The 746-nt window shown below is 65.5% G+C and carries 1 protein-coding gene; it reads right to left on the bottom strand.

The annotated features are described in order from the left end of the window. The coding region (locus LQT98_RS23750; RefSeq protein ID WP_231465721.1) for a translation initiation factor IF-2 N-terminal domain-containing protein at positions 1-746 on the bottom strand (746 nt) is incomplete at both ends.

Genomic DNA, 746 nt, shown 5'->3' with positions numbered 1-746 from the left:
TCGGCCGCCACCACCAGCACCACGATGTCGGTGGCCTTGGCGCCACGGGCACGCATCGCGGTAAACGCTTCGTGACCCGGGGTATCCAGGAAGGTGATCATGCCGCGCGGGGTTTCCACGTGGTAAGCACCGATATGCTGGGTAATGCCGCCGGCTTCGCCCGCGGCGACCTTGGCGCGGCGGATGTAGTCCAGCAACGAGGTCTTGCCGTGGTCGACGTGACCCATCACGGTCACCACCGGGGAGCGCGGCAGTTCCACCGCTTCCACCGCGGATTCGCCGCCGCTCAGTTCCAGATAGGCTTCCGGATCGTCGGCCTGAGCCGCCTTCGGCACGTGGCCCATCTCTTCCACCACGATCATCGCGGTTTCCTGATCCAGCACCTGGTTGATGGTCACCATCATGCCCATCTTCATCAGCGCCTTGATCACCTCGACGGCCTTGACGGCCATCTTGTGCGCCAGGTCGGCGACGGAAATGGTTTCCGGCACCAGCACTTCATGCACGATGGGCTCGGTCGGCGCCTGGAAGGCGTGCTGATTGTTCTGCTTGTGACGGTTCTTGCCGCCACGGGATTTCCAATCATTGCCGGCGTCGCCGCCCTTGGTCTTCAGACCGCGGCCACCCTTCTTGTTGTCATCCCAGCGATCGCCACCCTTCTTGTTACCGCTGCCGCCCTTCTTGGCGTCGGGACGGCCGGCCACGGTGGCCGGCACCGCCGGCGCGCCGGGCGCGCCAGCCGTAGC

The sequence above is a fragment of the Chromobacterium aquaticum genome, from assembly GCF_021129195.1.
In the GTDB taxonomy this organism is placed as follows: Bacteria; Pseudomonadota; Gammaproteobacteria; order Burkholderiales; family Chromobacteriaceae; genus Chromobacterium; species Chromobacterium aquaticum.
This window is presented reverse-complemented; position numbering and strand designations above follow the sequence as displayed.